Source organism: Streptomyces sp. (assembly GCF_019510245.1).
In the GTDB taxonomy this organism is placed as follows: Bacteria; Actinomycetota; Actinomycetes; order Streptomycetales; family Streptomycetaceae; genus Streptomyces.
On the sequence record NZ_JAEKKT010000294.1, the window covers coordinates 1 to 7,155 of the forward strand.

Annotated in this window: 10 protein-coding genes; 3 read left to right on the top strand and 7 right to left on the bottom strand. The window is 71.9% G+C overall.

The annotated features are described in order from the left end of the window. Both JF597_RS49215 and JF597_RS49220 read left to right on the top strand, forming a co-directional pair. Positions 1-938, top strand: a 938-nt coding sequence (locus JF597_RS49215) for a LacI family DNA-binding transcriptional regulator (protein ID WP_294012451.1), incomplete at its 5' end; no start/stop codon positions are given. Positions 939-1,102: 164 nt separating this feature from the next. After that, positions 1,103-1,309 carry a hypothetical protein gene (locus JF597_RS49220; RefSeq protein WP_294012454.1) on the top strand — a complete coding sequence of 69 codons (207 nt, stop codon included), beginning with the start codon at positions 1,103-1,105 and terminating at the stop codon, positions 1,307-1,309. A 205-nt stretch (positions 1,310-1,514) separates the two neighbouring features. Here JF597_RS49220 and JF597_RS49225 read toward each other — a convergent pair whose 3' ends face one another. After that, complete coding sequence (locus tag JF597_RS49225; RefSeq protein ID WP_069760196.1) at positions 1,515-1,865, bottom strand: metalloregulator ArsR/SmtB family transcription factor; 351 nt, start codon at positions 1,863-1,865, stop codon at positions 1,515-1,517. Between the two features lie 211 nt (positions 1,866-2,076). Between JF597_RS49225 and JF597_RS49230 the strand changes: the two genes are divergently transcribed. Beyond that, the gene (locus tag JF597_RS49230; protein WP_294012459.1) at positions 2,077-2,871 is read left to right on the top strand and encodes a 2-phosphosulfolactate phosphatase; all 795 of its coding nucleotides are present in this window, start codon (positions 2,077-2,079) and stop codon (positions 2,869-2,871) included. Positions 2,872-2,883: 12 nt separating this feature from the next. Here JF597_RS49230 and JF597_RS49235 read toward each other — a convergent pair whose 3' ends face one another. The 6 genes from JF597_RS49235 to JF597_RS49260 form a co-directional block, all read right to left on the bottom strand. Further along, a complete protein-coding gene (locus tag JF597_RS49235; protein WP_069760194.1) occupies positions 2,884-3,297 on the bottom strand; it encodes an STAS domain-containing protein in 414 nt (137 codons plus the stop codon). A gap of 36 nt (positions 3,298-3,333) precedes the next feature. Beyond that, positions 3,334-3,759 carry an ATP-binding protein gene (locus JF597_RS49240; protein WP_069760193.1) on the bottom strand — a complete coding sequence of 142 codons (426 nt, stop codon included), beginning with the start codon at positions 3,757-3,759 and terminating at the stop codon, positions 3,334-3,336. Then, on the bottom strand, positions 3,759-4,145 hold the full coding sequence (locus JF597_RS49245) for a pyridoxamine 5'-phosphate oxidase family protein (RefSeq protein WP_294012465.1): 387 nt from the start codon (positions 4,143-4,145) through the stop codon (positions 3,759-3,761). The genes JF597_RS49240 and JF597_RS49245 overlap by 1 nt, the downstream gene beginning before the upstream one ends. Further along, positions 4,142-5,833 (bottom strand): SulP family inorganic anion transporter, encoded by a 1,692-nt coding sequence (locus JF597_RS49250; RefSeq protein ID WP_294012468.1) that lies wholly within the window; start codon positions 5,831-5,833, stop codon positions 4,142-4,144. Before JF597_RS49250 ends, JF597_RS49245 begins: the two co-directional genes overlap by 4 nt. Then, complete coding sequence (locus JF597_RS49255) at positions 5,830-6,171, bottom strand: metalloregulator ArsR/SmtB family transcription factor (protein ID WP_294012470.1); 342 nt, start codon at positions 6,169-6,171, stop codon at positions 5,830-5,832. Before JF597_RS49255 ends, JF597_RS49250 begins: the two co-directional genes overlap by 4 nt. A 149-nt stretch (positions 6,172-6,320) precedes the next feature. Next, positions 6,321-7,155, bottom strand: an 835-nt coding sequence (locus tag JF597_RS49260; protein WP_294012472.1) for an FAD-binding oxidoreductase, incomplete at its 5' end; no start/stop codon positions are given.

Below are 7,155 nucleotides of genomic sequence, written 5' to 3' on the forward strand. Positions count from 1 at the left end.
CGGCGTCCAAGGCGCTCAACGGCGCCGGACGCATGCGGCCCGAGACCCGGCAACGAGTGCTGGACGCGGTCGCGCAACTCGGATTCAGTCCCAACCAGCACGCCCAGAGCCTGCACAGCGGCCGCAGCTGGACGGTCGGCCTCATGACCACGGACGGCATCGGCCGCTTCAGTACCCCGGTGCTGCTGGGCGCCGAGGACGCGCTCGGGGCGGGAAAGATCTCCGTGCTGCTGTGCGACACCCGGGGCGACGCCATCCGGGAGCAGCACCATCTGCAGAACCTCATGGACCGCCGGGTGGACGGAATCATCGTCACCGGCCGTCGCACCGACCCCCGGCCGCCGCTGACCGGCGTGGGGGGCATCCCGGTCGTCTACGCCCTGTCCCCCTCCACCGACCCGACCGACACCTCCGTCGTCACCGACGACCGCGGCGGCGCACGCCTGGCGGTCGAGCATCTCGTGGCCGGCGGACGTACCCGGATCGCTCACGTCACCGGCCCGCAGCACCACGCCGCCGCCCGCGAACGGGCCCGGCACACGGTGGAACAGCTGCAGGCCGCCGCGCTGGAACCGTCCACCGGGCGAATCCATCACGGCGAGTGGAGCGAGGCATGGGGCCGCCGGGCCACCGAGGCGGTGCTGCGCACAGCGCCGGACACGGATGCCTTCTTCTGCGGCAACGACCAGATCGCACGGGGCGTGACGGACGCCCTGCGTGAACGCGGGGTGGCGGTACCGGGCGACATGGCCGTCGTCGGCTACGACAACTGGGACACCATGGCCCTGGCCAGTCGCCCCCCTCTGACCACCATCGACATGAACCTCGCCGAGATCGGCCGTATCGCGGCCCTGGAACTGTTGCGGGCCATCGACACGGAGCCCCGGCCGGGCGCGCACACCGTGCCGTGCCGGCTGGTCGTGCGCGAATCCAGCTGAATGCGGACGCGGGCCCGTGCGGATCTCCGGTAGCGAGTGGGCCGGTCCGGCACCTGCCCGCCGTCCCGCCGCGGGCACCGCGTACCTCAGCGGTGCCGACGGGGCGACGGCATGCAGGCGGGAGCCATCGAGGGGTGCCGCAGGAGACATCCCCGGTGTGACAGGTGGCGGACGAGCACCCGCCGGAGCGCAGAGCGAGACGCGCGTGGGTGACCATCGCGATCGTCATGGGTGGGTCGGCCGCGGCGGCCACGGTCATGGCGGGGACGATTCTGCGCGGGCGGGGAAGCGGTGTGCGGGACGTGGGCGTCCACCTCAACGCCGGCGACCGCGCCCTCGACGCCGTACCCGCCGGCGAACACCGCAGTTGATCGTGCAGTTCCCCACCGCGACCACCAGCCGGGCTCGGCCATGTTCCGCATGACGAGTCCGGTCACCGCGCCACGTCCGTATGCCGGGGCGGGGCCACCAGCTGTGCGCGGTACGTGTCGGCGCGGGTTCGGCCATCTTCCCGGTACTTGACCTCTGGCGCCCCTCGCCACGGGGGGAAGACGGCCACCGCTCAAGAGACCGTCGCTACGACGACGGTTTTCCCTCGGCCTGGGCCGCTTGCAGGTCAGCGAGCAGCTCGGCCTGACCGGCCAGCACACCCGACAGGATCGTGCGCGCCACCCGCAGCAGCTCCGCCACGTATGGGCTGGTCAGTGAGTAGTAGACCGTCGAGCCCACCTTGCGGGTCACGACCAGGTTCGCCCGGCGCAGCACGGCCAGTTGCTGCGAGAGGTGCGCCGGCTCGATCCCCACCTCGGGCAGCATCTCGGCGACCGCGTGCTCGCGCTCGCTCAGCAGCTCCAGGACGCGGATACGGGCCGGGTGGCCGAGGGTTTTGAAGAACTCGGCCTTCAGCTGGTACAGCGGCGTACTCACCGTGCCGTCCCCTCCGCCGTAAGGCAACACGGCCCCAGCGGCCGGGCCTTGGCGCATCGCATCCACCCACTCGTCAAGAACATGCGGCCCATCCTCGCGTCTGGCGCCGGGCAGGCCGAATCCAGCAGTGACGGTCTCAGTAATTGCTAATATTAGCAATTACTGAGACGAGGGAGCCGCCTTCTGGCGTTGCCCCGGCGAGAGGGGTGCAATGGGTGGCTGGGACGTCCAGTCCGGGAGCGGAGTGCGCTTCGAATGGGGGCCCGCGGGCGCGAGCCGGCTCGCGAGCGAGGCTGTCTGTCTTGTCGCCGTCGACGTGCTGTCGTTCACCACAGCGGTGAGCGTCGCCGTCGACCGGGGCATCCGCGTCCTTCCCTTCCGGTGGCCGGGCGGCCCCGTGTCCGGCGCGGAACGGACCGGCGCCGAGCAGGCCGCCGCCGCGTATGCGCGCCGGTCGGGTGCCCGGCTGGCCTCCCACCGCCACACCGTCACATCGGAAACGCCCTGGTCGCTGTCGCCCGCCCACCTGCGCGCCGCCCCGTTCGTGGCCAGCCTGGTGCTGCCGTCACCGAACGGCGCCGCGATCGCAGCCGCCGCGCCGCCCGGCGTGCGGGTGGTCGCCGCCTGCCTGCGCAACACCACCGCGGTCGGCACCTGGCTCACCTCCCACGGCTACGGCACCCCCGAACGTCCTGTCATCGTGATCGCCGCCGGTGAGGCGTGGCCGGACGGCAGCCTACGGCCCGCGATCGAGGACCTGCTCGGCGCCGGAGCCCTCATCAGCGACTTGTGCTCCCGGGGCGCGGGCCCGCTCTCCCCAGAGGCCGCCGCCACGAAGGCGAGCTACGAAGGCACCGCCGACCTCGCCCACACGGTTGCCACCAGTGCCTCCGGCCGTCAGCTGGCCGCGATGGGTTTCGTCGAGGACGTGGCGATCGCCACCGAAGTGGACGCGTCCGCCCTCGTCCCGGTACGCCACGACGACGGTTCCTTCGTCTCGGGTTGAGAGCCGGAGCGGTCAGCCGGCCGGCTCATCACCGTCCGGCCACCCCGTGGTGCGCCATTCGTGACGCCCCTCCACCTGGTCCCCGCATGCTGAGCGGTGTGCGGCACGCGCGGCAGCCAGGTCGGCATGGATCGGGATGGGCGGGCACTCGGCGGCGGGGACGAGCGATCCGTCAGCGGGAATGGCGGCCAGCTCCAGAGACCGGCCCGCCTGGGCGAGGCGACGGGCGGCCTCGGTGATCGCCAGCTGCCCTCCGGCCGACCAGCTGCGCAGCTCGGTGAGGTCGACGACAACCGGGCCGGCGCCACGGGCCAACGCCCAGCCGATGGCGCCGGTAAAGCGGCGCACGGCGTCGGGGCCAAGGTAGCCGGCGACGGAGAGGATACCGAGGTCACCCTCGGCGGTGTAGCGCCAGTCGATGGTCATAGTGGTGAACTTCCTTGCGGTTCAGCCCAGTTGGACTCAGAGAGGGAGAGTGATCCAGATGCTCTTGCCGCCGCCGTCGGCATCCGCGCGGACGACGGCCGTACCCGCCAGCCCGAGAACCAGCTCCATTACGGTGCCCAGTCCCCCGACTTCAGAGTCTGTGACGGCCTCGTACAGGACGGGCTGGTAGGGGTGGCGGTCGTGGACGGCGAAGGCGAGGCAGTCCGGGCCCGCCGCGTAGATCACCGTGAGCTGCGGGGAGACGACGGCGGCGTGCCGCACGCTGTTGGTGACCAGCTCGCTGACTATCAGCAGGGCCGGGTCCACGGTGGGGTGGCGCAGGCCGATCCCCCATTCCACCAGTGCTTGTTGGGCGGTCTTCCGTGCTATGCGGACGGCTGACGGCTCGGCGGGCAGGGTGAGTACATGCCGGTGGGGCAGGGCTTCGAGGCGCGTGGACATCAGCCCTCCGTGGGCCGCGCGCAGCGGAAGCCGGTCGCACTCTGCGGGCGGATGCGCACGACTGGGTCGTGTGGACCGTGCACCCGGCCGGGCGGGGTGCACCGGTAGTGGGCGGCCTCGCCCAGGTCGGTGAATACGTCGGCGGGGCCGACCGCGGTCACCGTCCAGCGGTTGTCGGCGGCGGACAAGGACAGCGGCTCAGGCGGGGTCGGGGTCAGGGTGCGGACGATCCGGCGGACGAACTCCCCCACGTGCCGGACGGGAGGCGCAACGGCCATCCCCCGCTGTACGTGCCCAGGCCGCACCGGAGTGCTGCCATCCAGCAGCCGCACGGCCTCCGCGCCGGAGACCTCGGTCAGAGGCAGTACGGCGGAACGGGTCCTCATCGGACGGCTTCCTCGCTGGTGGCGGTGGTCCGCTGGGCCGGGCCGCCCGACAGGACGCCGGCCTTCTCCAGGTGATCGCGAGCGCCCCGGATCGCCTCAGGTGTGGAGGCGTACTCCCGCCCCTCGTGGCGCAGCAGGTCCAGTGCCCCGACGGAGTCGAGGACCTGAATCTGGCTGGGGCGTATCCCGGAGGCGAGGACGAGGATGCCGCGCCGCTGCAACTTCTCGACCGCGTCCTTCAGGACGAGGGCCCCGGTGGCGTCCATCGTGGAGATGCGCGACATGCGCAGGATGACGACGCGGACGTCGGCCACCTCGGTCAGCTCCAGCAGGAAACGGTGCGCGGCGGCGAAGAACAGCGGACCGTCGATGCGGTACGCCACTATGTGCTCGGCCAGCAGCGCGTGTTCCTCCGCGCTGTGGTCGCCGCGGTCCAGCGGTACCTGGTCGAGACGAGCCTGTTTGGCCACGGCACGCAAAGCCAGGGCGCCCGCCACCACCAGGCCGATGATCACGGCGTACACGAGGTCGAGTGCGAGCGTGGCGACGCAGGTGAGGACGAGGATCAGCGCGTCGGAGCGGGTGGCCCTGGCCATGGCCCGGAGCGAGCCGACCTCCACCATCCGGATCGCCGTGGCCAGCAGGACGCCCGACAGGGCGGCCAGTGGAATCTTCGAGACGAGAGGCGCCGCCGCGAAGACGATCACGGCCAGGACCGCGGCATGCGTCAGGGCTGCCAACCGGGAGCTCGCGCCGGTGCGGACGTTGACCGCGGTGCGGGCGATCGCTCCGGTCGCCGGGACACCGCCGAACAGCGGGGCGGCGATGTTGGCCAGACCCTGCCCGAACAGCTCCCTGTCCGGGTCGTGCCGCTGGCCCACGGTCATGCCGTCGGCGACCGAAGCCGACAGCAGCGACTCCAGTGCGGCCAGGGCGGCGACGGCCACGGCCGGCGCGAGCAGCGTCCCGAGCGAGCCGAGTTCCAGGAAGGACAACGACGGTACGGGCAGCCCGGAGGGCAGGTCACCGATCGGCTTCGCCTCGTCCAGGTGCGCGAGCTGTGCCACGGCCGTAGCGGCGATCACGGCCAGGATGGAGAACGGGACGGTCGGAAGCCGGCGGGCACCGAGCAACATGACGGCGGCCACCGCGGTCGCGAAGCCGACGGCCGTCCAGTTGGGGGCCTTGGCGAACTCCTCGATCGCCCGCCAGGTCACCACCAGGACGCGGTCGCCCTCGGGCTTGGGCACGCCGCAGGCGATGCCGAGGGTGAATCCCTCGACGACCGGGGCGGGCACGTACTGCATGTACTTGCCGGCCCGCAGCGCGGCCAGCCCGACGAGCATGACGCCCGCCATCAAGCCGACGGTGAGCACCCCGCTCGCCCCGTACTTGCCCACGATGGGCACGAGGACCACCGTCATCGCACCGGTCGGGCCGGACACCTGCAGATTCGACCCGCCGAAGACCGCAGCGAGCGCACCCGCGATCACGGCGGTCGCCAGGCCCGCCTGAGCGCCGAGCCCCGAAGAAACACCGAAACCCAGCGCGAGCGGCAGCGCGACGATCGCCACGGTCAGACCCGCGAGCAGGTCCCGTCGCGGGTCACGCCGCATCTGAGCCAGCTCGACCCGCCTGGGCAGCAGCGCGGCGATCCGGTCCCCCGCCCGGCCAAGTGCCGTGGTCATCGCGCGACGGCCTCGGCGTCCCGCAGCTCGGCCAGCAACTCGTTTTGCCCGGCCAGCACCTCGGTGAGGATCCGCCGCGCCGCCTGCAACAGGGCGGCCACATCGCCGCCGGCCAGCTCGTAGACGACGGTCGAGCCATCCCGCGTGGAGGTGACGATCCCGGAGCGGCGCAGCACCGCCAAGTGCTGCGACAGGCCCGAGGACTCCACCTCGATCGCCGTGAGCAGGTCCCGTACCGGCAGCGGGCCGTCCTGGAGCAACTCCAGCACCCGTATCCGTACGGGATGCCCCAGCATCCGGAAGAACTCGGCCTTGGCCTGGTACAGCGGAACGGACACGGCCCCTCGGCTCCCTTCGAAGACCCCACCTCGGGGCAGACACCAAACGCTGCGTCCGCTTCTACTTGCGATCCCAGCCAACCCAGCATCTAACCAATTGCGAAATTTTGCAATTAAGCATTCGGTTGTCGCGCTCTCGGTGCCGGTGCTCAGCCCTCCGTGTGGGCCAGCCACAGGTCGGGGCCGAAGACCTCGTAGCGGATGTGGCGGGCGGGGATGCCGGCCTGCAGCAGCTGGGCCCGCACGGTGCGCATGAAGGGCAGTGAGCCGCACAGGTAGACGTCCGCGTCGGCGGGCAGGTCCAGTCCGTCGAGGTCCATCAGACCGGTGCGGGCGCCGGGTTCGGCGGCGGCGTCCTGTTCGTACCAGAACTCGGCCCGGGCGCCGGGCAGTCGGCCGACGAGGCGGCGGGTGTCCGCGCGCAGGGCGTGGTCGGCAGGGGAACGGTCGGCGTGCAGCACCGTGACCGGGCGGGCGGCTCCGGTCGCCGCGAGGTGTTCGAGCATGCCGACCATCGGGGTGCAGCCGATGCCGGCCGAGACCAGCAGCAGCGGGCTGTCGGCGTCGTCGAGGACCACGTCACCGAACGGGGCGGACAGAGTGAGTTCGTCGCCGGCCCGGACGGTGCGGTGCAGCTGGTTGGACACCTCGCCCTCGGGGGCGTCGGCCACGCTCGCGACCCGTTTGACGGTGATACGGCGCACCTGGTCGCCGGGAGCGCCGGAGAGGGTGTACTGGCGCAACTGGTGTATGCCGTCCGGCATCTGCACGCGGACGCTGACGTACTGGCCGGCCCTGCCGGCGGGGATCGGGCCGCCGTCGGCAGGGCGCAGCAGGAAGGACACCGCGTCGGGGGTCTCCTCCCGCCGCTCGACGACCGTCCACTGCCGCCACGGATCGCGGGGATCGACCCGCGCCTCCTGGTACAGGCGGGCCTCCCGGGCGATGAGCGCGCCGGCCATCAGCCAGTACACCTCGTCCCAG

Excerpts from the sequence above, each read along its gene's own strand:
- JF597_RS49230 (WP_294012459.1), top strand. The coding sequence starts at position 2,077 with ATGGGTGGCTGGGACGTCCAGTCCGGGAGCGGAGTGCGCTTCGAATGG.
- JF597_RS49235 (WP_069760194.1), bottom strand. The coding sequence starts at position 3,297 with ATGACCATCGACTGGCGCTACACCGCCGAGGGTGACCTCGGTATCCTC.
- JF597_RS49240 (WP_069760193.1), bottom strand. The coding sequence starts at position 3,759 with ATGTCCACGCGCCTCGAAGCCCTGCCCCACCGGCATGTACTCACCCTG.
- JF597_RS49245 (WP_294012465.1), bottom strand. The coding sequence starts at position 4,145 with ATGAGGACCCGTTCCGCCGTACTGCCTCTGACCGAGGTCTCCGGCGCG.
- JF597_RS49250 (WP_294012468.1), bottom strand. The coding sequence starts at position 5,833 with ATGACCACGGCACTTGGCCGGGCGGGGGACCGGATCGCCGCGCTGCTG.